Source organism: Qipengyuania sphaerica, from assembly GCF_019711595.1.
Classification (GTDB): Bacteria; Pseudomonadota; Alphaproteobacteria; order Sphingomonadales; family Sphingomonadaceae; genus Qipengyuania; species Qipengyuania sphaerica.
The window spans coordinates 459,857-483,734 of the sequence record NZ_JAIGNR010000001.1 but is presented as its reverse complement, the minus strand read 5'-3'; the positions used below and the strand labels follow the sequence as shown (position 1 = coordinate 483,734).

Sequence of the window (23,878 nt, the reverse complement as noted above, 5' to 3'; positions counted from 1 at the left end):
TTCGAGAGCTTGTGATCAGGCTGCTGCGGCAGTCTTGGTCGGCTCCGAAGTTTCATTGACGATGGTCTGGGTGCCATCCTTCTTCGCTTCATTGCGCTCGTAGAGCTTCTTGGCGATGTATCCGCCAGCGCCCAGCACCAGCATAGCGGGCAGGCTAAGGCGGCGAAGTGCCGTTGCTGCCACCACGCCGAGTGCAGCGCCGCTGGCACCGCCGATGCCGCTGGTCTGTTTTGCGAGCTTGTCGCCTGCATAGGCGCCGATAATCTTGCCGATCATGTCAAATTCTCCTTTGCCGTATCAACGGTTTGGAGACGTAAGCGTTCCTATCTGCTGGCCGCACCGACACCCCGTTCCAACAGGATATTGGCCGCCTTGGCGACAGCGGCAGCATCGGGATCGCCATCACGGTGCCAGATTGCATAACGCAAACCCAGGAAGACGTTCATTCCCATCAGCGCCCATGCTTCGATCTCTCCGAGATCGTCCCGCATCTCGCCGCCTGCAGCGCCGCGCTGGAGACGCTCCACGATACGTTGCCCCACCGTCTCATAGTGCATGCGGTAACTGTCGGGATCGACGAATTCCGCCTCGTCGATGATCCGGTAGACTTCCTTGTGATCGGCAGCGAATTCGAGAAAGGCCTGAAGTGCCGCGCGCTCGATTTCCAGCGCGGGCATTTCCGGTTCGATTGCCTCGCGTGCGGCATGTTTCACCGCCTCGCTCATATCGGCAACCAGCGCGCGGAAGATTTCGTCCTTGCTGTCGAAATAGGTGTAGAAGGTCCCGAGCGCGACGCCTGCACGCCGGGTTATCGAGCTAATCGAAGCCTCGTGAAATCCCAGGTCGCCAAACTCCCCCGCAGCCGCATCGAGCAACTTGCGCAGGGTCCTGCGCCCCCTTTCGGTGCGTGGGCTCTTGCCGACTTCGGGTGCGTTCGTGGCCATCATTCTCCCCTCCACTGCTTATGGCTAGGCCAAGATTTCCACGCAATGCAAGAACAAACTTGAAAGGTGGTTCAGTTTTCAATATTGAGCGGTGCAGAGAGATATTTCGGGAGGGAGTTTGATGAAATTTCACGCCACGCGTACGCTTGCAGCACTGCTGGTCGGAACCGCATCCGTCTGCTGGGCACTGCCCGCCGCCGCGCAATCCACGCAGGAAACCGTCGCCGATAGCGACAGTGGAACACCTGCCGATCCGGACGCCGAAGAAAGCGATGTCATCATCGTGACGGCCCGCCGCCGGGAGGAGCGCCTGATCGACGTTCCTGTCGCGGTTACAGCACTGAGCGGAGAGCAGCTGGAACGCAGCGGCGCGCTGGACCTGACCGATGTCGGCCAGACGGTCCCGAACGTCACGCTTGAATCGAGCCGCGCGACCAATTCCACGCTTTCCGCCTTCATCCGCGGGATCGGCCAGCAGGATCCGGTCTCCGGGTTTGAACAGGGCGTCGGCATCTATCTCGACGATGTCTACCTCAACCGACCACAGGCCGCGGTCCTCGACATATACGATGTCGAGCGGGTCGAAGTCCTGCGCGGTCCGCAGGGTACGCTGTACGGTCGCAACACCATCGGCGGTGCGGTCAAATATGTGACCAAGCGCCTGCCGCTCGAACCCTCGTTCAAGGCCCGTGCGACCTATGGCACATACGACCAGGCCGAAGGTGTGGTCACCGCATCCCTGCCCTTGGGCGATATCGCCCGTGTCGGCGGATCGCTTGCCCGCCTTTCGCGCGGCGGTTTCGGCGACAATCTCACGACCGGCCTTGAAAACTACAACAAGGATATCTGGGCGGCCCGCCTGAGTCTGGAAGCTGGCGGATATGGCGAACCCGGCTTCATCCGGATCCAGGGCGACTACACAAAGGACAAGAGCAATCCCCGCGGTGGACACCGCCTCATTCCCGGACTCGTCTCGGGCGCTCCGATCCTCGACAACGAATTCGACACACGCGGCGGTATCAACGATCCCGCACAGTTCGTGGAGGCATACGGCCTTTCGCTGCATGCAGAGCTGGAAATCGGCGATGCCGTCACGCTTCGCTCGATCTCGGCATTCCGCAAGGATGACACCGAAACGCCGATCGATTTCGATGCCCTTCCAGCAATCGATCTCGACGTACCGGGCGCCTATTACAACGAGCAGCTAAGCCAGGAATTCCAGGTCCTCTGGGACAACGGCGGCCCGCTGACCGGCCTGCTCGGCTTCTATTATCTCGACGCCAAGGCAGACACGCTGTTCGAATCGCGTCTCTATACGACGCTGCCTGCACTCCTCCCGCAGCTTACCGGCTACACGGCGGCGCTGGTGGATACGGAGACTTCGGCGATCTTCGGCGACTTTACCTTCGACGTTACCGACCAACTCAGCCTCTCGGTCGGCGGTCGCTACACTTGGGACCAACGCTCGGCCGACATCACCAAGCAGAGCTACATCCTCGGCGGTCCGGGCACTTTTGGCGACGCAGGCTTCCTGATCGCGACCGACACCGATTTCAACGGTTCGGAAAAGTTCAAGAAATTTACCCCGCGCGCCTCGGTCAGCTTCAAGCCGACGCCGGACCAGAACATCTACGCGAGCTATTCCAAGGGCTTCAAGGGTGGCGGTTTCGACCCGCGCGGTGCCGGCTCCAATGCCCCCGACCTGAATTCGGACGGCATCCAGTCCGACGACGAAATTGCCGCCTTCCTGAGCTTCAACCCCGAAGAAGTCGACAGCTACGAACTCGGCTACAAGGGCGCGCTCGGACCGATCAACCTGGCCGCTGCGGCATTCTATTCCGATTACAAGGATGTGCAGATTCCGGGTTCGGTTGCCTGCACCGTGGGCGGAGCGCCCAACTTCTGCGGCGTCGTGTCCAACGCTGGTGCGGCCACCATCAAGGGACTGGAACTCGAAGCCAACACGCGTTTCGCCGGTGGTTTCAGCCTGTCCGGTTCGCTGGGCTACATCGATGCGCAATATGACGAATACGTCACCAATATCGGAGGCACGCCCACCGAGGTTTCGGACTCGAGGAAAATCCAGAATACGCCGGAACTCACCGGCAGCCTGACGGTCGGTTACGATACCATGCTGGGCGCTGGCGACCTCTACATCGGCTCGACGCTGTCCTATCGCAGCAAGACCAACCAGTTCGAGATCCCCAATCCCTATATCGACCAGGACGGTTATGCCCTGCTCGATGCCAATATAGTCTACACCGCGCCGGGCGGGCGATGGAGCTTCGGCATCCATGGCAAGAACCTGACCGACAAGCGCTACAAGACCAGCGGCTATACCTATGTCGTCGCCGATGCGGTTACGGGTGAAATCGCGCTGGACGCGAACGGACTTCCGATCCCGGCACTTGGGCCCGAAGGTGTGCTGACGGCTTTCTACGGCAACCCGCGCCAGGTCTTCGCGACCGTAACGCTGAATTTCTGATTGCGGCCATAAGAAGCGGGGCGGCAGCCGGGCGACCGGTTTGCCGCCCCTTTTCTATCCGGCGGCGATGCGCGGCCGGGTGACGCCTACCCGGTTATCGACCGGCACGTCGTAGGTGCGGATATAATCGGCGAAGCGTTCGTAGACCTCGCCCTCGGTCAGTCCGAACTCTTCCAGCGAATAGGCATGTGGAACCCGTTTCGATGCCGCCGTGCGCGCAAGATAATCCTCCATGCCCGGCAATGCAGGCGCGATATCGAAGCCGAGGAAATCGTAGACCTTCTGCATCGAGCCGCGCCAGTCGTTGTCCATGTCGTCATACTGGATGTCGATCATGCGATCTTTCGGGATGCTGTCGCGCGCGGTCCGCATCCGCTCGATCATCAGTTCGGTCTTGCGGAGCCACTCCCGCCCATGCGGCTCCGGACGAACATCATCCGAATAGATGATGGTCTGGTTCCAGGCGAGCGATGCAGCGCTTCCTACTACCGACTTGGGATCGCGGTGGGTGAAGATCAGGCGCGCATCGGGAAAGACTTCGAGCAATGCTGGTAGGTCGAGCATGTGCTGTGGTGTCTTCAGAATCCACGGACGCAGCGAGCTTTCCTGCTGCGACCAGCCGATCAACCGCAGCAAGTTCGCCATATGGCGGTATGCGGGCACCGCGATCTCCTGCTCGCACCAGCGCGTGAAGCTGGGAATGCGCCACTGCGCCTCGAACTTCATGCCGTAGAAACTGGCGGCGATAAGGCCGAGCTCCTCTTCCGGCTCGTAGGCTCCGGTCGGATGGATCGAAAGCGTACGCGGGTTGGCGAGGCGCGCGACCTTGAGGATGCGGGCTGCCAGCGTCGGCCGGAAATCCTCCTTTTCTCCAGCCATCACTTCCTCGAAGTCGGGCCGGGGAACCGGGCTGATTGTCTCGAAGCTGCGCAAGTGGGCAAAACGGCGGTCGGCCGACAGCAGGCGATGCAAGCGCGTCGTGCCCGAACGCATGGGCCCGACGATCACGACCGGGTTCTTGATCGGGCGCGCCAGGATTTCAGGATGCCGCTTGAACCACATCTGCGCATAAAGCCGGTCACGCAGGAGGTGATGAAAGGTCTTCATCGCCGAAAAATCGCCTGCGGCATTGAGATGCGCTTCGGTCTTGGCGGAATCGAGCAGCAGGTCGAGCGGGCCGGTGAACCACTCGTCGCCGAAATCATCGAGCCCGTAGGCCTGGGCCACCTCCGCCATCATCGCTTCGCGGCTCCACTGCGCCCTGTCGACGAGGCCGAGCTTGCGACCCGCCCTCACCCCGAGATCGACTGCATCGATAAAGCGGCTGCGACGGGGCGGCGTAAGTGTCTGTTCCGGCAAGTCTCTCGGCCTCATGTTCGTCATTGGCGGTCGGGAGGAGCGCCATAGTGGGTCAAATGATCGGTTGGCCAATCGGTGCCTGCCGCTTTTCCCCACTGGAAAAGCGCACCCGCAATCGGCATAGCGCGCCCCCATGCACGATATCGCTTTCATTCGAGCCAATCCCGAAGCCTTCGACGCCGCGATGAGGCGGCGCGGCGGCGAGCCTGTCGCCGACAAAATCGTCGCGCTCGACGCCAAGAAGCGCGAGGCGCAGACCCGCGTGCAGGAAGCGCAGAGCCGCCGTAACGAGGCTTCCAAGGCGATCGGCCAGGCCATGGGCCAGGGCGACAGCGACAAGGCCGAAGCGCTCAAGGCAGAGGTCGCCGAGATCAAGGCGAGCATGCCCGAATGGGAAGAGACCGAGCGCGCTGCCGGCGAAGAGTTGCAGGACATGCTCGCCCGGCTTCCGAATATTCCGGCGGACGACGTGCCCGAAGGCGCGGACGAAGACGACAATGTCGAAGTTGCAACCTGGGGCCAGAAACGCGAGTTTGCTTTCGAGCCGAAGGAGCATGCCGATATCGGCCCCGCGCTGGGGATGGATTTCGAGACCGGTACAGCGCTTTCGGGTGCCCGCTTCACCTTCCTGCGCGGCGACATCGCCCGCCTCCACCGCGCGCTCGCGCAGTTCATGCTCGACAGGCAGACGCGCGAAAACGGCTACACCGAGTGCAACCCGCCGGTGCTGGTGAACGATGGCGCCATGTACGGCACCGACAAGCTGCCCAAGTTCGCCGAGGATAGCTTCCAGACCACCGACGGTCGCTGGCTCGTGCCGACATCGGAAGTGCCCCTGACTGCCTCGGTAGCGGACCAGATCATCGACGAGCCGGTCGAACCCATTCGCCTCACCGCCCACACGCTCTGTTTTCGCAGCGAGGCAGGCTCGGCAGGCAAGGACACGCGCGGCTTCATTCGCCAGCACCAGTTCGAGAAGGTCGAGATGGTCAGCATTTGCCGTCCCGAAGACAGCGAGGCCGAACACGAGCGAATGACTGCCTGTGCGGAAGGCATCCTGCAGGCGCTCGAACTGCCTTATCGCAAGGTGCTGCTGTGCACCGGCGACATGGGCTTCGGCGCGCGCAAGACCTACGACCTCGAGGTGTGGCTGCCCGGACAGGGCGCCTACCGCGAAATCAGCTCCTGTTCGAACACGGGCGACTTTCAGGCGCGTCGGATGAACGCGCGTTACAAGCCCGAGGGCGAGAAAAAAACGCGCTTCGTCCACACGCTCAACGGCTCGGGCCTCGCCGTGGGCCGCACGCTGGTGGCGGTGATGGAGAATTACCAGGAAGAGGACGGCAGCGTGCGCGTCCCGCAATGCCTCGCCCCCTATATGGGCGGCGTGACCAAGCTCGAGCCTGCCAAGTGAAAATCCTCCTCACCAATGACGACGGCGTTCATGCCCCCGGCCTCGAAGTGCTCGAAGCCATTGCGCGGCAATTCTCGGACGATATCTGGATCTGCGCGCCCGACGAGGAGCAGTCGGGAATGGGCCACGCGCTCACGCTGACCAAGCCGGTACGTTTGCGCAAGCACGGCGAACGACGCTTCTCTGTTACCGGCACGCCGACCGATTCGGTGACCATGGGCCTGCGCCAGGTCATGGACGGTGCGCCCGATGTCATCCTGTCGGGCGTCAATCGCGGCGCCAACCTTGGCGACGACATCACCTATTCGGGCACCGTCTCGGCCGCCATCGAAGGCGCGCTGGCGGGCATCCGTTCGATCGCCTTGAGCCAGGTCATCGGCCGCGACGATGCGGGCCACGACATGTCCTTCGCCGCTGCGGAGGCATGGGGCGCGAAAGTCCTGGCCCCGCTCCTCGAAGCGCCCTTGCCCAACCGCACGCTGGTGAATGTGAATTTCCCGCCGCGCGCACCCGAGGACGTGAAAGGCATCCGCGCGGTGGCTCAGGGCTTCCATGACTATTCGCGCGGTACGGTGGTCGAGGGACGCGACCCGCGCGGGTTCAAATATTACTGGTTCGGCCTGCAGGCGATAGAGCACACGCCCGATCACGGCACCGATCTGGAAGCGATTGCAGACGGTTATGTATCGGTCACGCCATTGCAGCTCGACCTGACGCATCACGCCTCGCTGACGGCGCTCGGCGAGCGTTATACCGATTGAGAATGCTTGACCGCCGCCCTGCCCTCGCCCACTTGAGGAGCGGATGAGCGAAGCCAAGCAAATCGACCGGATCGTGCCCGACAAGCAGCCGCGCAGTTATCGGGGGCCGAAATTCCGCCCCCTGCGCCGGGCAACCAAGCTCCCCGTCTGGGGCGATCTGGGCATCAGGCTGGGCGCGGCGCTGTTCCTGATTTTCATCGTCATCATGGTCCACTGGTGGGACCGCGAGGGCCTTGTCGACAATCTCGACGGCGAGGTCAGCTTTCTCGACGTGATCTATTTCACCATGATTTCGATCACCACCACCGGCTTCGGCGACATCGCGCCGATCAGCGACCGGGCACGTCTGGTCGAAGCGGTTATCGTAACCCCGATCCGTTTTGCCGTCTTCTTCATCTTCGTCGGCACCGCCTACAACTTTATCATCAAGCGCAGTTGGGAGAAATTCCGCATGGCCCGTATCCAGGAAAAACTCTCAGGTCACATCGTGGTGCTGGGCTTTGGCATTTCAGGTTCCGAAGCGGTCGGCGAACTTGTCGAGCGCGGAACCGATCCTTCCTGCATCGTCGTGATCGACCCCAGCGAGGAACGGCTCGCCGATGCCGAGGCGCTTGGGTGTAACGTAATGGCCGCCGATGCCACGCGCGACGAAACGCTGAAGGCAGTGCGCATCAGCGAGGCGCAGAACGTGCTGATCTCCGCAGGCCGCGACGACACGACCATTCTCATCACGCTGACAGTCCGCGCACTTGCCCCGAATGTGCCGATCAGCGTGGTGGTCCGCGCAGACGACAACGAATCGCTGGCGCGGCAGGCTGGCGCGAACAACGTCATCAATCCGGTCCGCTTCACCGGCCTGCTTCTCGCGGGCAGCGCCAAGGGCGAGCATATTGCCGAATACCTCGCCGACCTTGCCAGCGTATCGGGCCGCGTCCAGCTGGTCGAACGCGAAGTGACCGACGAGGAATGCGGCTGCGCAATCAGCGAGCTCGAAAGCGGTGGGCGGGGCCTGCGTATCTACCGCAATGGTCGCGCGATCGGATTCTGGGAGGACGAGTGCCAGAACCTCCAAAAGGGAGATGTCATCGTCGAAATCGTCGCCACCCCGAATGGCACCACGAAGGGCGACGGCCATGTCAAGGACGACACCATCCGACAGGGAAGCTAGGCCCAGACCGTCAACTCATGAACGCGTGCACGGCCCCCATGGCGGTGTAGAATAACAGCCAGTAGCCGCCGTCGATCCAGTAGAGCGGCCGCTTGGCATCCTGGAAATTGTAGTTGGTCCAAAGAGCAGGCAGGATAAAGCCTAGCGCGACGCCAAAAGCTGTCAGGATCTTCACTGTAACGGACAGGTCCTGGGCGTAAGTCGCGTAGGTATGCGCCAGCGTCCAGCTGGCCAGCAAAGCAAGCAAGAAGGTGATGCCGTAGGTCTTTAACGGATTGATGTTCTTAAGATCGTCCTCGGTCTTGCCGACCGCAGCCATCCAGCTCTTGCCCATAATCGGACCGTACCAAAGCCCGCCGACCACAAAGCCCGCGAGCGCCGCCAGCACTACAGCCAGCCAGTTCACGTCCAGAATGTTCATTTCCCCTCTCCCCTCTTGCCGACCCAAGCGGGTGCTAGCGCAAATCGCAGAAGGGGTGTAGGGGCGCGCCCAAATCCACGGACATTGATATGAATAGCACCACCACCGCGATCCCCGACCAGAAGAAGGTCGGCATGGTTTCCCTCGGCTGCCCCAAGGCGCTGGTCGATAGTGAGCGCATCCTCACGCGCCTGCGCGCCGATGGCTATGCGATGAGCCCCGACTATGCCGGGGCCGACGTGGTGCTGGTGAATACCTGCGGCTTCCTCGACAGTGCGAAGGAGGAAAGCTTGCAGGCGATCGGCGAGGCTATCGCAGAGAACGGCCGCGTCATCGTGACCGGCTGCATGGGTGAAGAGGCCGATGCAATCCGAGCAGCGCACCCCAGCGTGCTGGCCGTGACGGGCGCGCACCAATACGAGGCGGTGGTCGAGGCCGTGCACGAGCATGCTCCCCCAAGCCAAGGCCCCTTCATCGACCTGATCCCCCAGCCCGACGTCAAGCTGACGCCCCGGCATTACAGCTACCTGAAGATTTCGGAGGGCTGCAACCACTCTTGCGCCTTCTGCATCATCCCAGACCTGCGCGGAAAACTTGCAAGCCGCCGGATCGACGCGGTGTTGCGCGAGGCGGAAAAGCTGGTCGAGGCGGGCACCAAGGAACTGCTTGTCATCAGCCAGGACACCAGCGCCTATGGCGTGGACACGCGCCACGAAAGCAAGCCTTGGAAAGGGCGCGAGGTGCGCGCGCACATGACCGACCTTGCCCGCGAACTCGGGCAGCTCGATATCGGTGGCGGCATGCCGCCATGGGTGCGGTTGCACTATGTATACCCCTACCCCCATGTCGACGCGGTCATCCCGCTGATGGCGGAAGGCCTGCTTACACCTTACCTCGACATCCCGTTCCAGCACGCCAGCCCGAAGGTGTTGCGCGCGATGAAACGCCCGGCGAACGAGGCGAAGGTGCTCGAACGCCTGAAGGGCTGGCGCGAAATTTGCCCCGAGATCGCCATCCGCTCCAGCTTCGTGGTCGGCTTTCCCGGAGAAGCGGAGGAGGACTTCCAGTATCTGCTCGACTGGCTCGAGGAAGCGCAATTGGACCGCGTAGGGGCTTTCCGCTTCGAACCTGTCGAAGGCGCACAGGCCAATGCCCTGCCCGATCCCGTTCCGGAGGAAATCAAGGAGGAGCGCTACGCCAGGATCATGGAAGTGACAGAGCGGATCAGCGCGGCGAAATTGCAGGCAAAGGTCGGCAGGACCATTTCCGTGATCATCGACGAAGTCGGTGAACCGGACGAGGATGGCGACATTGGTGCAACCGGCCGAAGCCAGGCCGATGCGCCCGAAATCGACGGCGCCGTCTACCTTCGCAACGTGCCCGAAAGCACCGGCCAGGGCGACATCGTCGAAGTCCGCATCGAGGATGCCGACGCCCACGATCTCTACGGTTTCATTGCCTGAAACAAGCAGGAAAGAACCTGCTAACCATTTTCATATACCGGCTTTCGGAACCGATAAGGAATTGTTTGGGAAGAGGAATTCTTTGCATCCTCGGCTTGCTGCCAAGAGTTTTCTGAACGGTTCTTCACCTAGAGTCCTACCGCGCTTTTAACCATCGGACTCCGCAGAAGCGCGCCTTTTCGGGAAAAAATCAGAGCCCGCGTCAAAACATTCTTAATCCTAATCTGAGCATACGGGTGCGCAATGAACGCAGTTCGCGCCCTGACCAGTGCCGGAACGCGGCTCAAGTCGCTCGTCGACTTGCCAGCCGAAGTCTTCGAGCGCCTCAAGAGCCTTTTTTGGGCGGGACTGCTCGCGTTCGTACTGTTCCTGATCGCACTGCTCGAACCGGTCGACCAGGTGGCATGGATGCTGCAGTCGCGGATTGTCGACCGGGCACCTTCCGGAGATATCGTCTTCGTCGCCGCCGAACGCGACATGGCCGATCCCAATTTGCCACAGCGCCGCGAAGAACTGGCCGAAGCGCTGACCGAGCTGGAGCGGCGGGGCGTCGGCAAGGTCTATCTCGACATCACCATCCCCAAGGCATCGTCATCGTCCGATGCCGATCGCGAACTCGGCGACGCAATCGCGGCACTGGGTCCGCGCGCTGCAGTCGTTAATCGCCTGGACTATGTCTACTCTGCCGATGGCGAGGTTTCCACGACCCTCCCGGAGATCGCAGGCTCCGCGCGCCAGGTCGTTTCAGAACGTCGGAGCAACTTCATGGGCTTCGCCTGGACCCGCGACTACGGACATGAGATCGACGGACGTCGATACCCGTCGCTGGCAGCTTCGCTTGGCGGTATCGAAGACAGCCCGCCCGGCGAATTCCAGATCGATTACGCAATACCGTTTGAAAAAATCGAAGTCATCGACCTCGCGGATGTCTCCCCTGACAGCGAGTTGACAGATCTTGCGGGCAAGACGGTCATCATCGGCGAAGGCGCGGTTCTCGGCGAGGGCCAGCAGCGAATTCCTGGCAAGTATTCCGTCCCGTACAGCTACGTGGCGATTTATGGCGCAGAGACCCTGAAGGCCGGACGCACGCGGCATTTGTCCGCCCTCCCGGCCCTGGTGATCTTCCTGCTGCTCCTGGCGGCAGGCATTGTCGCGGCGAAAACACCAAAGCGCCGCGAAGCCGCTTACCTGGTAATGGGGCTGAGTATCCCGGTAACGCTCTATGTGGGCGCCTATATCGGGGTTCGCATGGATCCCGCATATTGCGTTGCGACCTTGCTTGCATACATCGCGATCCGCTCGCGTGCGCGGTGGAAAAACCGTATCGCGCTGGTCGATAACGAAACGGGGCTGCCGAAACTACGCGCGCTCGAATTGAAAACGTCGCAGGATATCCATGCGCGCGGTCACCTGGTGGTCGCCCGCATCCATGGCTACGAGCATGTGCTCAAGACTTTGCCCCGCTCCGAGCGGGCGCAATATATCCTCAAGCTGGTCGACAGGCTTCGCGCCACCGATGGCAATTTGACGATCTACTCCGAAGGCCATCACCTTGCCTGGCATTCCAAGCAGGATGACAGCGCGATATTGGCAGAACATCTCGAAGGCTTGCGCGCGATGTTCGCCGCGCCGGTCAATGTTGCCGGATCCTCGGTCGACGTCGGTATCAGCTTCGGCGTCGCCAAGCTCGACGGCGATCCCGCAGCGCGCCTCGCAGCTGCCGTCGCTGCGGCCGAGGAAAGTTCAGAGGCACTGCAGCCTATCAAGATCGCAGAAAGCAGTTCGCGGTTCGACGAGCTATGGGACATTTCGCTTCGCGCCCGTATTGACGAAGCCATGTCGGCCGGCGAGATCTTCTGCGTCTACCAGCCCAAGATCGATACGCGCAGCGGCACAATGACCGGCGTCGAGGCTCTCGTACGCTGGCAGGACCCGGCGCGCGGTTTCATCCCGCCCATGCATTTCATCGCCCAGTGCGAAAAGGCCGGTCGCATGGAAGCGCTCACGGACTATGTGTTCGAACACGCACTGGCCGCAGGCCGCCTGATGCATTTCCGTGGCCGCTCGATTTCGATGTCGGTCAATATCTCGGCCACACTGCTGGCCGATATGCGTGTTGTTGGAATGGTCCGCAACGCGCTGCAGGCGACCGGCTTCGATCCGCGCTTCCTGATCCTCGAAGTCACCGAGACTTCGCGCATCGGCAATCTCGAGACGGCAGAGATGGTGTTGAACGAATTGCGCGGTCTGGGTGCACGCATTTCGATGGACGATTTCGGCGTCGGCGAAACGAACTTTGAAACGCTGTTCGAGCTACCTTTCGACGAGGTAAAGATCGACCGGCTGTTCATTGCGAACATGGCTAAGAGTGCGAAAGCAAAGGCAATTGTTTCCAGCATCGTGACCATGGGACGCGACGCGCGAATCGGGGTTGTGGCGGAAGGCGCCGAGGACAACGAAACGCTCAAAATGTTAACCGAAATTGGCTGCACACACGTCCAGGGCTATGTTTTGGCGCGACCGATGAGCTTGGATAATCTTATGGAATTCAATAACTTGAAGGACGGCGGCGCCCAGCAAGCATAGTTAACACTTTACAAACATACATGGTTAACAGATGGTTACCTCCTGTTCCGTCAACAGGAGGCGAATCATGTGGAAATTTTGGGATTGGCTGTTCGGCAGTGAAGGTGGCAAAAAGTAAGCCACACCGGACATAGTCCAAATAGATCAAGGGACCCCTCGCGGGGTCCCTTTTATTTTGTCTGAGACAGATTCCACGAAACACTGTGCGCGCTTTCTCGTTGGGCAGGTATGTCCATCCAGATCGACACCCGATTTTCCTTCAAGCTTCCACGCACCACCGACATCCTGCTGCAATTCGAAGCTGCCGCGATTCCGGAGCAACGGATTGTTTCGAGCAATACCGACCTGACGCAGTCCGAGCACTGCGCATGGGTGCCAGCACAGGACGAGATCGGCGAACGGATATGGGTCCGGGCGCAGGGCCAGTTCGAAGTCGCTTACAACGCCGAGATCGTGCTTGAGCGCCAGTTGGTCGAATTGGAGAAGCTGGAACGCCTTGCACCGCACGATATGCCAGGTGAGGCGGTCCAATATCTTTTCGACAGCCGCTATTGCGCTGCCGACCGTTTCCAGAGCTTCGTCGATGAACAGTTTGAGGGGACGGACGGCGGAGCGAGGATTGCCGCCATCCGCGACTGGATAGCGGGCAATTTCACCTACTCGCCCGGCGCCTCTGGGCCGCAGACCACGGCCGTCGACACGTTTATCGAACGCCACGGCATTTGCCGTGACTATGCCCATGTCCTTATCGCCCTCGCCCGGGCCAGCACTATCCCGGCCCGATATGTCGCCTGTTACGCTCCTGGGGTCGATCCGCCCGATTTTCATGCCGTAGCGGAGGTTTTCCTGACCGATCCCGAAACCGAAGGCGGCGGCACCTGGCAGCTGGTCGATGCGACCGGGATGGCGGACCCCGCTCATACCGTGAAGATCGGCGTTGGCCGGGATGCTGCGGACGTCAGCTTCCTTACCAGTTTCGGAATGAACGAGTTCGGAGACAAGCAAGTTACGGTCACCGCCGATTAGCGGTCGCGCAAGAATAGGAATGCGGCACACTGGCGTTGCCCGCACCCCGCTGATAACGCGCGACGCCAAGGGAGAAGATTTGCCGATGTACGGTGTATGCAAGAACTGAGTTTCAACGCCGACCGCCTGCTCCTTTTCGGGGCAACGGGGGACTTGTCGCAGCGAATGCTGCTGCCCTCGCTCTGCGCGCTGCATGCCGATGGACTGCTGGACGAGGACCTGAAAATCGTCGCCACGGCCCGTTCGCAGATGAGCACGAAGGAATTTCGCCAGTTCGCGCGCGAGGCACTGGAAAAATACCTCCCCAAGAACCGGCGAGGCCCGACGGCCGATTTTCTCAACCGGATCAGCTACGTCCCGGTCGATGCGACTACGCCCGAAGGCTATGACGAACTCGCCAAGGAGGTCGGCGACTACAAGGGTCTGGCCATCTTCCTGTCGACCGCTCCCAGCCTATTCGAGCCGACGATCGCGGGACTGGAAAGGGTCGGTCTGACCCAGGGCAACAGCCGCATCGCGCTGGAAAAGCCGCTCGGCGAAGACCTCGAGAGCAGCTGCGAGATCAACGACGCAGTTGCCAAGGCCTTCAGCGAGGACCGCATCTTCCGCATCGACCACTACCTCGGCAAGGAAACGGTGCAGAACCTACTGGCGCTGCGCTTTGCCAACATCCTGCTCGAGCCGGTGTGGAATTCGAACTATGTCGACCACGTCCAGATCACCGTTGCCGAAACGGTGGGGCTGGAAAGCCGCGTCGCCTATTACGACGACAGCGGCGCGCTGCGCGACATGGTGCAGAACCACATGCTCCAGCTGCTGGCGCTGGTCGCCATGGAGCCGCCGACCAGCTTCGACGCGACGGCAGTACGCGACGAGAAGGTCAAGGTGCTGCGCGCGCTACGCCCTGTTGATGCCAAGGAAGTCGTGACCGGTCAGTACCGTGCAGGCGCGGTCGATGGGCAAAGCGTGCCTGGCTATGACGAGGAACTGGGCAAGGAAAGTAACACCGAAACCTATGTCGCGCTTAAGGCGCATGTCGACAATTGGCGCTGGCGCGGGGTTCCCTTCTATCTGCGTCATGGCAAGCGGATGCCGCGCCGGGTGACCGAGATCGTCATCCAGTTCAAATGCATCCCGCATTCGATTTTCGAAGGCCGCGGCGCGAAGACCGTGCCAAACAGGCTGGCGATCGAAATCCAGCCTGAAGAAAATATCCAGCTCACCATGATGGCCAAGGTCCCGGGCCTAGGCAGCGACGGGTTGCGCCTACGCCCGGTCCCGCTCGATATTGCGATGCCCGATGCCTTTTCCGATGTCGTGCGCCGGATCGCCTACGAGCGGTTGCTGCTGGACCTCGTCCATGGCGACCAGACGCTGTTCGTTCGCCGCGACGAGGTAGAGGCGCAGTGGGATTTCATCGACCACATCCGCAAGCTGTGGGCGGAAAACGATACGCAGCCCAAAACCTATGCCGCCGGCACCTGGGGGCCGAGCTCGGCCATTGCGCTGGCCGAACGCGACGGGGTGACCTGGCACGATGACTAAGCTCAACGAAACAATCCACCGCGTGACAGAGCGCGTTATCGCGAATTCGCGAGATAGCCGCAGCGCCTATCTCGATCTCATGGATCGTGAAGGAGACCGGCAGGTCAACCGCGGCACCATGAGCTGCTCGAACCTCGCGCACGCCTATGCTGGCGCAGAAGAAGACCAGCAGGCCATCATGGCAGCGCGCGGGCCGAACCTCGGCGTGGTCACTGCCTATAACGACATGCTCTCGGCGCATCAGCCCTACTATCGTTATCCCGAACGGATGAAGATCTGGGCGCGCGAAGTCGGCGCAACGGTCCAGGTCGCAGGCGGCACGCCCGCCATGTGCGACGGGGTTACGCAAGGCGAAGACGGGATGGAACTCTCGCTCTTCAGCCGCGACACCATCGCTTTGTCGACCGTGGTCGCATTGAGCCATGCGATGTACGACGGCGTGGCGCTGCTCGGTATTTGCGACAAGATCGTGCCAGGCTTGCTGATGGGCGCGCTGCGCTTCGGACACCTGCCGGCGATTTTTGTGCCTTCCGGTCCCATGGGCACAGGCATTTCGAACAAGGAAAAGCAGAAGACCCGCCAGCTTTATGCCGAGGGCAAGGTCGGCCGCGAAGAATTGTTGGCGAGCGAGATGGGCAGCTACCATTCGCCCGGAACCTGCACTTTCTATGGCACGGCCAATTCGAACCAGATGATGATGGAGATGATGGGTCTCCATGTTCCCGGGGCAGCTTTTGTCCAGCCCGGCGCGAAGCTGCGACAGGAACTGAGCCGGAAGGCCACGCATCGACTGGCGGAAATGAACAAGGACGCTGATTTCCGTCCGTTGAGCAGGGTCGTCGACGAGAAGGCCATCATCAACGCGGCGGTCGGCCTGCTCGCCACGGGCGGTTCGACCAATCACGCCATCCACATCCCGGCCATGGCGCGCGCGGCGGGTATCAGGTTCGACTGGACCGACCTCGCCGAGCTTTCCAGCGCCGTGCCGCTGGTCGCGCGCGTCTATCCCAACGGCTCGGGCGACGTAAACCATTTCCACGAGGCCGGCGGCATGGGCTATGTCATCGGTACGCTGCTAGACGAGGGGCTGGCGCATGGCGACATCCTGACCGTCTGGGACGGCGGCTTCGAAGCCTATTCTAAGGAGCCGGGCTTGGATGGCGACGCGCTGACCTGGCGCGACCCCGGTCCCTCCGGCGATCCAGAAATGCTCCGTCCCGCTTCCGACCCGTTCCAGGCCGATGGCGGCATGCGGCTGGTGCAGGGAAATCTGGGGCGCGCCTGCTTCAAGTCCTCCGCAGTCGAACGCGAGCGCTGGACGATCGAGGCACCTTGCCGGATTTTCCAGACGCAGCACGATGTCGCCGAAGCGTTCAAGAAGGGCGAGCTCGACCGCGATGTGGTGGTGGTGGTCCGTTATCAGGGGCCGCGCGCAAACGGCATGCCCGAACTCCACAAGTTGACCCCTGCGCTCGGCGTTCTGCAGGATCGCGGTTATCGCGTCGCGCTCGTGACCGATGGGCGCATGTCCGGCGCTAGTGGAAAGGTGCCCGCTGCCATCCACTGCACGCCGGAAGCACTGGGCGGCGGCCCGCTCGCGAAATTGCGCGACGGCGATATTGTGAAGGTCTGCGCCGAAACCGGCACGCTTTCGACCACCGCCGATCTTGACACGCGCGAGCCTGCAGCAGAACCGGCTTCCGATGGCGGTATGGGCCGCGAAATTTTTGCCATGTTCCGTGCCAATGCAGACGGCGCCGAACAGGGCGCATCGTCGATGCTGGCGATGGCCGGACTGTAATGAATATCGAGGCTCAAAAGGGCCCGAGGGGAGGACAATGGAACTCGTAAGCGTCGATATCGGCGGCACACATGCACGTTTTTCGATCGCGACCATCAACGATGATGGCACGATCACGCTGGATGAACCCGAGACGATCCACACCAAGGATCACGCGAGCTTCCAGACTGCCTGGGAGGATTATAGCGACCGCAAGGGCGGTAGCCTGCCCCCTCGTGTCGCCATGGCCATTGCGGGGCCTGTCGGCGGCGAGGTCATCCGCTTCACCAACAACCCATGGATCATCCGGCCCGCGCTGGTGAAAGAAAAGCTGTCCGTCGACAGCTATTGCATCGTCAACGACTTCGAAGCGGTGGCACACGCCGTCGCGCGGGTCGGCGACGACCAGTTCATCCACCTGACCGGCCCGGACAAGCCGCTGGCACCGACCGGCCGCCTTTCCGTGCTCGGCCCAGGCACGGGCTTGGGCGTTGCCCATCTCTATCGCGAACCCGATGGCACCTATCGTGTCTCGGCCACCGAGGGCGGGCATATCGACTTCGCCCCGCTCGACCAGATCGACGATGCGATCCTCGCCCGTCTGCGCAAGCGGCACAATCGCGTGTCGGTCGAGCGCGTTGTGGCGGGCCCTGCGATCTCCGACATCTACCAGACCCTCGCCTCGCTCGAGGGCAAACCGGTGACGGAAGAAGACGACGTGGCGATCTGGACGCGCGGGCAGGACGGCAGCGACAGCCTTGCCGCCGCCGCAGTCGACCGCTTCTGCATGTCGCTCGGCAGCGTCGCGGGCGACATTGCTCTGGCGCAGGGCGGTTTTGGCGGCGTCGTGATTGCTGGTGGCCTCGGCTACCGTATCCGCGAAACGCTGGTGAAATCCGGCTTCGCCGAACGCTTCAAGGCCAAGGGGCGTTTCCAGGAGCTGATGGCAAGCATCCCCGTCAAGCTCATCACCCACCCGCAGCCGGGCCTGTACGGCGCGGCTGCCGCTTATGCGAGGGAATACGCATGACCCAAATCGCCGACATCATGCAAACCGCGCCGGTCATCCCGGTGATCGTGGTCGACGAGGTGGAACACGCCGTGCCCCTCGCCCGGGCGTTGGTGGCCGGCGGATTGCGCGTGCTCGAAGTGACCTTGCGCACGCCTGCCGCGCTCGATGCGATCAAGGCGATGAAACAAGTCGAAGGTGCCATCGTCGGCGCGGGCACTGTGGCCAACCAACAGGACCTTACCAATGCGATCGATGCGGGGAGCGAGTTCATCGTCTCGCCGGGCCTCACGGAGACGCTCGGCAAGGCGGCAATCAGCGAAGGCATCCCCTTTCTCCCCGGCATCGCCAATGCGGGCGATATCATGCGCGGCCTCGACCTTGGTCTGACGCATTTCAAGTTTTTCCCCGCCATGGCAGCAGGTGGACTGCCTGCCCTGAAAGCGTTGGCCGCGCCCTTCGGTCAATGCCGCTTCTGCCCGACTGGCGGGATTACGCTCGAGAATGCGCCCGACTGGCTCGCATTCGATCCCGTGCTGTGCGTCGGCGGAAGCTGGGTTGCTCCGCGCGGAGCGGTGGACGAGGCCGAGGTGGAGAAAATCGCGCGCGAAGCGGCGGCGCTGGGAAGCTAACCGGTCTTGCGCGGGTTCTCCGGCGCGAAGGTCCAGACCATTTCATCGTACTCATAGCTGGGGACTGCATGAACGCCGCCGATGTTCAGCGGCTGCTCGTCCATCAGGGTTTCGGCCATGCGCACCGCATCGCTCCGGGTGATCTTGCGACCCAAGTCGTCGAAGATCATGACGATGATCTCTCCCCAGACCGCGGGTCGATAAATTTGGGAGCGCTCCAGCGGTCGGTAGCAAGTCGTTTCACCGTCAAAGCTACCGGCCAGCTCCAGATCTTCAGCGGCGAGGCCAAGGATGCTGTCCTCCATCTCCGCAAGCACCTGGGCGGAGCGGGCGACCCCACCGCGGTCGATCCAGTCGGCATCGGCCAAAGCATCACGCATCCGAACGCGGTCATATTTGGGGTCGGTATTGGAAGAGTCCTGCACCGCGTCGAAACCGCTGCCGGCAAGGATCCGCTCCAACGAAGCACGGTCCCAGCCGAGCAGGGGACGGATCAGGATCACTTCGCTGTCCGGGACTAATCCGGCAGCACGAACCCCCGCGAGGCCCGACAGCCCGCTTCCCCGGTTGAGCCGCATCAGGAAAGTCTCGACCTGATCGTCGCGGTGGTGTGCAGTGCAAATCGTATCGATGTCGCGGCGCTCGGCCCAAGCCGAAAGCGCTGCGTAGCGCGCTTTCCTGGCCTCGCTTTGTGTATTTCCTTGCGGGACTTCGATCCGCAAACCTTCGTGCGGCACCTGCAATCGGGCGCATACGCCGGCCGCGTGTTCTACTTCGGCAGCGCTTTCTGGCCTCAATCCGTGGTCGACGCTCGCGGCCTCGACCCTTCCGGGCAAGGCCTCGGCGGCCAGAAGCAGCAGTGCGAGACTGTCGGGTCCGCCCGAAAAGGCGACACCGAGTTTCGCATCCGGCTCATCGAAATCGAGCCACAGCGCCTCAAGGTCCGCCCGGAACCGCTCTACCAGTTCCGGATCGAGCGCCATGTCAGCCGCAGGTGACTTTGCTGCGTGCTGTCGCGTATTGGCCGCTCAGCCGGCCCGTCGCGAGCGCGGGATAGGTCTCGGCGAATTCAGCGAGTGCAATGCAGGCCCTGTCGGTGTCTTTCAGGGCAATCATCGATTCCGCGAGGAAAAGCAGGCTGTCGCCCGCACGCGCTCCGGACTTGTCCGCCTGGTAGTTGCGCAGGAACCAAGGAGCCGCCTCGGTCGGCTTGCCATCGTCGAGATAGGCACGGCCGAGCAAATTGCGGCCAAAACTGGTGCGCGAATGGCTGGGGTATTTTTCGACGAACATCGTCAGTTGCTGCTGCGCTTCGGGATAGAAACCGGCCTCCCACAAGCGGAAGCCGTACGAATATTCGTCATCGCCAGCGTCGTCGGACTGCGGCTTGGTGATGGCCTGCACTGCGGCAAGGCGGGCAGGATCGGGCTGGGAGACAGGCTCGGGCTTCGCCGGCGAACCAGCGGCGGGCTGGACCGCGGCGGGCGGCGGCGCTCCAGCCGTTTCGAGCTTCTCGATCCGCTCTTCGAGCAGACGCATGGCGTTGGTCCCCACCTCGTACTGGGCGGTTAGCCGCTGGAGCTGGCTTTCGAGTGCATCGAGGCGTGCGAGGATGTCGGTGACCGCTGTGGTCGAGGGCGCGGCAGTGGTGGCGGGACGCGTGGCAGGCTGCCCGGTGATTTCGGGCTCGAAATAGCGCCCGTCGCCTCCCGGGAAGACCTTGCGCTGAAGGGCGCGAACCTCCGCCTCCAGCTTGCGGATGCGCGCTTCGTCATTGTCCTGCGCGGCGGCAGGCATGGAAGTGGCGGCAAGGGCCATGGCGATGGTTGCAAGTCCGAATGCGCGTGCGCTGCGTGCGGTCATGTGAAGTTTCAGCTCCTTGGCTGGAATGAATTTCGATCCGAAAAATGCCCTACCCCCGCAAAGCTGTCGAGGGCATGAAGGCGGATATCCGCCGTCGGATGAGAGCGCGATCAGGTGGAAGTTTGCGAAGGTGCAGCAGCGGGCGGGGTAGTTGGCGTCACAGCCGGAGCCTCGTCACGAGCGAGCAGCGCTTCGGCGGTCACCGGCACATCCTTCACCACCGTGTCTTCCTCGGTCAGCTTGGGGACCTCACGCCCACCGATCGTGATCGAAAGCGCGTAAGGCCTGCCGGTCCAGATCTGCGGGCCATCGGCATCTTCGGGGATGGTGTAGGTATCGCCCTTAGCCATCTGCGCTTCGTAGAGCCGCGTGCCGCTGGCATCGTAGAACTTGACCCAGGTATCGTCCATTTCGCTTGTGAAGACGACCGGGCCACCCGTCGGCTGAGGTGCGGGCGTCGCGGCTTGCTGCGGCGCCTCGTTTACCGCGACCTGCTCACTCGGATCCTCGAGCGGTGCGGGGCCCATCCCGGGTGCAAAATAGCTCGAATAGAACGCGTAGATACCGCCCAAGAGAAGGATCGCTGCGAGAACCGCGAACCAGGCTAGGCCGCGACCAGGCACACGGGCTGGATCGCCGGGCTCGAACTTGGCGGGCATTTCGCGAAGGGTCGGGTCGCTTTCGGACAGTTCCTCGCGGACCTGGTCGAGCACTTCCTTCTCGTCGAGGCCCAGCGTGCGTGCGTAGGTCCGGCTGAAGCCGATCGCATAGGTGCGCGCCGGAAGTCCGGCGAAATTGCCTGCCTCAAGGGTTTCCAAATGGCGTTGCGGAATGCGCGTTTCGGCGGCGACCTGTTCGATCGACAAACCCTTGGCCTCGCGAGCCTCGCGAAAGCGCTGTGCAACGCGCGGGCGCGCCGCGACATCCTGTTCGACGATTGCGTCTTCTTCTTCCATGCGTATCCCGAATTCCTGAAACCCCGCGGGCGTTCCCGCTCCCGTGTGCGCCGTAGAGAGAGCGCGGGGCGATTCATGTCAATGGCGCATCACCTGCCCCATCGCCGGGAAACCGACGAATTGCGCCGCACCAGCGACGAAATCAGTCGAGATCGATGTCGTTCGCCGCCGCCCATTCGGCCAATGCGACACGCATGCTTGGTGGCGGGCTCAGCATCCATTTCTGCATCTGGCTGGTTAGGTCGGGCAGGTAGACCTTGCGCACCAGTTCCTTGATCGGGCCCACGGCGGCCGGTGTGATCGAGAAACGCGTATATCCCAAACCCATCAGGGCCAGCGCCTCTAGCCTCCGGCCTCCCATCTCCCCGCAAACACCGATCCGCACTTGGCTGCCGACCATCTGGTTCGCAATCCGCCCAAGAAACCTCAGGATAGATGGGCTGAGCCAATCGTAGCGCTCTGCAAGTTTCGGATTGGCCCGATCAGCGGCAAACAGGAACTGGGTCAAATCGTTCGTGCCGATCGAGATGAATGACAGCTTGGGCAACAGAATATCGAGCACCTCGGCCAGCGAAGGCACCTCGAGCATGCAGCCGTATTCGATGGACTCGGGCATCAGCTTGCGGCGATCGCGCAGGAACTGGGCCTGTTCTTCGAAAATCTCTTTCGCCGCGTCGAATTCCCACGGTTCGGAAACCATCGGGAACATGACCGAGAGCTGGCGACCGGCCGCCGCTTCCAGCAGCGCTCTTGCCTGCGCCTTCAAAAGCCCTTCCCGTTCAAGGGAAAGTCGCAGCGCCCGCCAGCCCATGGCGGGGTTCTCGTCCTTCTCCGCGGTGTCGTTGTCGAGATAGGGCACCGCCTTGTCGCCGCCGATATCGACCGTCCGGAAGATTACCGGCTTGCCGTCGGCCGCATCGAGAACGTCGCGGTAGAGGCGCATCTGCCGCTCGCGCGCGGGCAGCGTCGAAGAGACAAGGAACTGGAACTCGGTACGGAACAGCCCGATCCCGTCCGCGCCCGTCAGTTGCAGCGCACTGACATCGTCGCGCAGCCCTGCGTTCATCATAACCGTGATGCGCGTGCCGTCGCGCGTGAACGGTTCGACATCGCGCAATTCGGCATAGGCTGCGGCGCGTTCCTTGCTCTTGGCGAAGCGCGCATCGAAAGCCTCGAGCAGCGGCTGAGAGGGGCGCAGGGTGACGGTGCCCTTGTCAGCGTCGACCAGCACCTCGTCGCCTTCGGAAACCTTGCCGCGCACGCGCGCCACGCGCCCGAGGACCGGAATGCCCATCGCCCGCGCGACGATCACGACGTGAGCAGTAAGCGAACCTTCCTCCAGCACGACACCTTTGAGGCGCCGTCGGTCGTATTCGAGCAGTTCGGCCGGACCGAGATTGCGCGCAAACAGGATCGTGTCCCGCCGCAGACCTTGCGATGCAGCGGTGCCGAGCTGGCCGGACACGATGCGCAGCAGCCGGTTCGACAGATCCTCCAGATCGTGCATCCGGTCGGCCAGCAGCGGATCGTCGATCTCGCGCATGCGCATGCGAGTGCGTTGCTGGACCCGCTCGATTGCCGCCTCTGCGGTCAGTCCGCTGTCGATCGCCTCGTTGATGCGGCGGCTCCAGCCCTCGTCATAGGCGAACATCTTGTAGGTCTCGAGCACCTCGACATGCTCGCCGCCCTTGCCGAATTCCGGTTCGCGGCCCATCGCATCGATCTGGTCCCGCATCTTGTCGAAGGCGCGATAGACGCGCTGGCGCTCGGCCTCGATATCCTCGGCCACGACCTGATCGATCTCCACGCGCGGCTGGTGGAACACCGCCTGCCCCGCCGCGAGGCCTTTCACTAGGGTCAGTCCTTCGAGCACCTCGGTTTCGGTAGAGACCTCCTCGAGATCGAGCGCCTCCGCATCGTCGACCAGTTCTTTGTGCGCGATGAGTTCAGACAGCACCATTGCAGTGGTCTGGAGCGCCTCGATTTCCACGTCCTCGTAGCGGCGAGGTTCGACATGCTGGACGCACAAGACGCCCACCGAACGCTCGCGGTAAACGATGGGTACGCCTGCGAAGGAATGGAACTTTTCCTCACCCGTTTCCGGGCGATAGAGAAAGTCGGGATGCGCCTTGGCCTCGGCCAGGTTGAGCGTCTCAATGTTTTTCGCGATCGTGCCTGTCAGCCCCTCGCCGATACCCATGCGGGTGACGTGGACGGCCTCTGGGTTGAGGCCATGCGTGGCGAAGAGCTCGAGCTCGCCGTCGCGCAGCAGGTAGATCGAGCAGACCTCGCTCGTCAGGCTGTCGGCGATGATATCGACAACGCGGTCGAGCTTGTGCTGGGCGTGGTGACGTCCGGCCATGACCTCGTGCAGCTGCGTGAGGATCTGGCGGGCGGATGCTGCGGCTGACATGGCCTGCAGCTATAGCAAGTTTAATCGAGTGCGAAAGCGGGGCGCGGAAGGGA

The 23,878-nt window shown here is 62.2% G+C and carries 19 protein-coding genes; 11 read left to right on the top strand and 8 right to left on the bottom strand.

Features of this window, described 5'->3' with window-relative positions; genetic code table 11:
* Nucleotides 1–15: 15 nt before the first annotated feature.
* A complete protein-coding gene (locus K3178_RS02495; protein ID WP_221569804.1) occupies nt 16–276 on the bottom strand; it encodes a hypothetical protein in 261 nt (86 codons plus the stop codon).
* Nucleotides 277–323: 47 nt separating this feature from the next.
* Nucleotides 324–947 carry a TetR/AcrR family transcriptional regulator gene (locus tag K3178_RS02490; protein WP_221569803.1) on the bottom strand — a complete coding sequence of 208 codons (624 nt, stop codon included), beginning with the start codon at nt 945–947 and terminating at the stop codon, nt 324–326.
* Between the two features lie 118 nt (nt 948–1,065).
* On the opposite strand from K3178_RS02490, the gene K3178_RS02485 reads away from it, so the two are divergent.
* Complete coding sequence (locus K3178_RS02485; protein ID WP_221569802.1) at nt 1,066–3,429, top strand: TonB-dependent receptor; 2,364 nt, start codon at nt 1,066–1,068, stop codon at nt 3,427–3,429.
* A gap of 54 nt (nt 3,430–3,483) precedes the next feature.
* Here the strand turns inward: K3178_RS02485 and K3178_RS02480 are convergent, their stop codons facing one another.
* Entirely contained in the window at nt 3,484–4,788 is a 1,305-nt protein-coding gene (locus tag K3178_RS02480) for a sulfotransferase family protein (protein ID WP_247713484.1), read from the bottom strand.
* Nucleotides 4,789–4,921: 133 nt separating this feature from the next.
* On the opposite strand from K3178_RS02480, the gene serS reads away from it, so the two are divergent.
* The 3 genes from serS to K3178_RS02465 are packed head-to-tail and all read left to right on the top strand — an operon-like array spanning nt 4,922 to nt 8,131.
* Entirely contained in the window at nt 4,922–6,202 is a 1,281-nt protein-coding gene (gene serS, locus K3178_RS02475; RefSeq protein ID WP_221569800.1) for a serine--tRNA ligase, read from the top strand.
* Nucleotides 6,199–6,963 carry a 5'/3'-nucleotidase SurE gene (surE, locus tag K3178_RS02470; RefSeq protein WP_221569799.1) on the top strand — a complete coding sequence of 255 codons (765 nt, stop codon included), beginning with the start codon at nt 6,199–6,201 and terminating at the stop codon, nt 6,961–6,963. Before serS ends, surE begins: the two co-directional genes overlap by 4 nt.
* A gap of 43 nt (nt 6,964–7,006) precedes the next feature.
* On the top strand, nt 7,007–8,131 hold the full coding sequence (locus K3178_RS02465; protein WP_221569798.1) for a potassium channel family protein: 1,125 nt from the start codon (nt 7,007–7,009) through the stop codon (nt 8,129–8,131).
* Nucleotides 8,132–8,141: 10 nt separating this feature from the next.
* Here K3178_RS02465 and K3178_RS02460 read toward each other — a convergent pair whose 3' ends face one another.
* The gene (locus K3178_RS02460; protein WP_221569797.1) at nt 8,142–8,552 is read right to left on the bottom strand and encodes a DUF1761 domain-containing protein; all 411 of its coding nucleotides are present in this window, start codon (nt 8,550–8,552) and stop codon (nt 8,142–8,144) included.
* 89 nt (nt 8,553–8,641) lie between these two features.
* On the opposite strand from K3178_RS02460, the gene rimO reads away from it, so the two are divergent.
* From rimO to eda, 7 genes are all read left to right on the top strand, one after another.
* Nucleotides 8,642–10,015 carry a 30S ribosomal protein S12 methylthiotransferase RimO gene (gene rimO / locus K3178_RS02455; protein WP_221569796.1) on the top strand — a complete coding sequence of 458 codons (1,374 nt, stop codon included), beginning with the start codon at nt 8,642–8,644 and terminating at the stop codon, nt 10,013–10,015.
* Nucleotides 10,016–10,258: 243 nt separating this feature from the next.
* Complete coding sequence (locus K3178_RS02450) at nt 10,259–12,601, top strand: EAL domain-containing protein (protein WP_221569795.1); 2,343 nt, start codon at nt 10,259–10,261, stop codon at nt 12,599–12,601.
* 228 nt (nt 12,602–12,829) lie between these two features.
* Nucleotides 12,830–13,627: a transglutaminase-like domain-containing protein gene (locus K3178_RS02445; protein WP_221569794.1), complete on the top strand. Its 798-nt coding sequence runs from the start codon at nt 12,830–12,832 to the stop codon at nt 13,625–13,627.
* A 96-nt stretch (nt 13,628–13,723) separates the two neighbouring features.
* The gene (gene zwf / locus K3178_RS02440; RefSeq protein WP_221569793.1) at nt 13,724–15,172 is read left to right on the top strand and encodes a glucose-6-phosphate dehydrogenase; all 1,449 of its coding nucleotides are present in this window, start codon (nt 13,724–13,726) and stop codon (nt 15,170–15,172) included.
* On the top strand, nt 15,165–16,973 hold the full coding sequence (gene edd, locus K3178_RS02435) for a phosphogluconate dehydratase (RefSeq protein ID WP_221569792.1): 1,809 nt from the start codon (nt 15,165–15,167) through the stop codon (nt 16,971–16,973). Before zwf ends, edd begins: the two co-directional genes overlap by 8 nt.
* 37 nt (nt 16,974–17,010) lie before the next feature.
* Nucleotides 17,011–17,982, top strand: a complete 972-nt coding sequence (glk, locus tag K3178_RS02430; RefSeq protein ID WP_221569791.1) for a glucokinase — start codon at nt 17,011–17,013, stop codon at nt 17,980–17,982.
* Complete coding sequence (eda, locus tag K3178_RS02425; protein ID WP_221569790.1) at nt 17,979–18,593, top strand: bifunctional 4-hydroxy-2-oxoglutarate aldolase/2-dehydro-3-deoxy-phosphogluconate aldolase; 615 nt, start codon at nt 17,979–17,981, stop codon at nt 18,591–18,593. Before glk ends, eda begins: the two co-directional genes overlap by 4 nt.
* On the opposite strand, the gene tilS is transcribed toward eda, so the two are convergent.
* The 4 genes from tilS to ptsP form a co-directional block, all read right to left on the bottom strand.
* The gene (tilS, locus tag K3178_RS02420; RefSeq protein WP_221569789.1) at nt 18,590–19,576 is read right to left on the bottom strand and encodes a tRNA lysidine(34) synthetase TilS; all 987 of its coding nucleotides are present in this window, start codon (nt 19,574–19,576) and stop codon (nt 18,590–18,592) included. The two genes, eda and tilS, sit on opposite strands and share 4 nt — an antisense overlap.
* Before the next feature lies 1 nt (nt 19,577).
* Nucleotides 19,578–20,456, bottom strand: coding sequence for a tetratricopeptide repeat protein (locus K3178_RS02415; RefSeq protein ID WP_221569788.1), 879 nt, complete (start codon nt 20,454–20,456; stop codon nt 19,578–19,580).
* Between the two features lie 110 nt (nt 20,457–20,566).
* Nucleotides 20,567–21,412 carry a helix-turn-helix domain-containing protein gene (locus K3178_RS02410; RefSeq protein WP_221569787.1) on the bottom strand — a complete coding sequence of 282 codons (846 nt, stop codon included), beginning with the start codon at nt 21,410–21,412 and terminating at the stop codon, nt 20,567–20,569.
* A 142-nt stretch (nt 21,413–21,554) separates the two neighbouring features.
* Entirely contained in the window at nt 21,555–23,825 is a 2,271-nt protein-coding gene (gene ptsP, locus K3178_RS02405) for a phosphoenolpyruvate--protein phosphotransferase (RefSeq protein ID WP_221569786.1), read from the bottom strand.
* Nucleotides 23,826–23,878: the final 53 nt, after the last annotated feature.